At 48.9% G+C, this 1,246-nt stretch carries 1 protein-coding gene and 1 pseudogene; both read right to left on the reverse strand.

The window, feature by feature from the left end; genetic code table 11:
• A partial coding sequence (locus R7E42_RS24555) for a GspE/PulE family protein (protein ID WP_318073173.1) occupies positions 1–1,007 on the reverse strand: 1,007 nt, incomplete at its 3' end.
• Positions 1,007–1,246: pseudogene (locus tag R7E42_RS24560) on the reverse strand (type II secretion system protein GspD); the annotation flags it as partial. The pseudogene R7E42_RS24560 and the gene R7E42_RS24555, both read right to left, overlap by 1 nt.

The raw sequence follows: 1,246 nt of genomic DNA on the forward strand, positions 1-1,246 counted from the left end.
TCTAAGTCACGGATCTCACCGACCATCACCACATCCGGGTCCTGACGTAAGATCGCACGTAGACCACGCGCAAATGTCATGTCGACTTTCGGGTTAACTTGGGTCTGGCCAATGCCATCGATATCAAATTCGATTGGGTCTTCCACCGTCAGAATGTTGCGCTCGTTGCTGTTGATTTCTTGCAAGCCGGCGTACAAAGTGGTCGATTTACCAGAACCCGTAGGGCCGGTCACCAAGATGATACCGTGTGGGCGACCAATGAGGTGACGGAAGTTGTCGTGTACCGAAGGAGTCATGCCCAAACTGTGCAGGTCAAGGCGCGTTGCGTTTTTATCTAACAGACGCATTACCACTCGTTCACCGTGAGAGGATGGCATGGTAGAAACACGTACGTCGACCGCTCGGCCACCAATACGTAGCGAGATACGACCATCTTGAGGCACACGCTTTTCAGCAATATCGAGCTTCGCCATAACTTTCACACGAGACACCAATAACGGCGCAAGCTTACGACTTGGCGTCAAGACTTCGCGCAGAACGCCGTCGACACGGAAGCGGATAGAAAGCGTCTTTTCAAACGTTTCGATATGGATATCGGACGCACCTTCTTTGATCGCTTCACCCAACATGGCATTAATCAATTTGATGATTGGCGCATCGTCTTCCGACTCTAACAAGTCCTCGTCATGCGGCAGCTCTTCTGCCAACGAGAAGAAATCGTCACTGTCGGCACCGATATCTTCCATCAATTGACGAGCTTCTGATGAATCACGTTGATACGCTTCAGTCAGCTTTTTATCGAAGGATTCTTTATCGATGGCTTGAGGAACGAAGCTGCGCTTAAGCACACGACGTACTTCAACCAGAGCCGCAGGATTTAGCGGCTCCACGTAGTAAAGAATTGGAGGACGCTCAGGATGCTCAGTCTCCAAAACCAGTTTAAAGCGATTGGCAAAACTGAATGGCAGACGACGCATACTTGGCGCAGTGTCTAACATATCTACCATTAGTTCTTTTCCATTTGATCGATAAACGCTTGAATTTCAGCAGGATGCTTACGATCTTGGCCAAATGCTGGGATCACAGGGATCTTCTCATCTGGCATCAATTTCAAGCCTTGGTCAGCTTTGTAAAGCTGCTCTGCACGAATAAAGTTGTATTTGCGCTGAGTGATACCATCTGCGGTCATACCATCACGGATGATGGTCGGCTTAATGAAGACCATCAAGTTACGTTTTTCGGTTTG

The organism is Vibrio sp. Vb1337 (assembly GCF_033338715.1).
Classification (GTDB): Bacteria; Pseudomonadota; Gammaproteobacteria; order Enterobacterales; family Vibrionaceae; genus Vibrio; species Vibrio alginolyticus.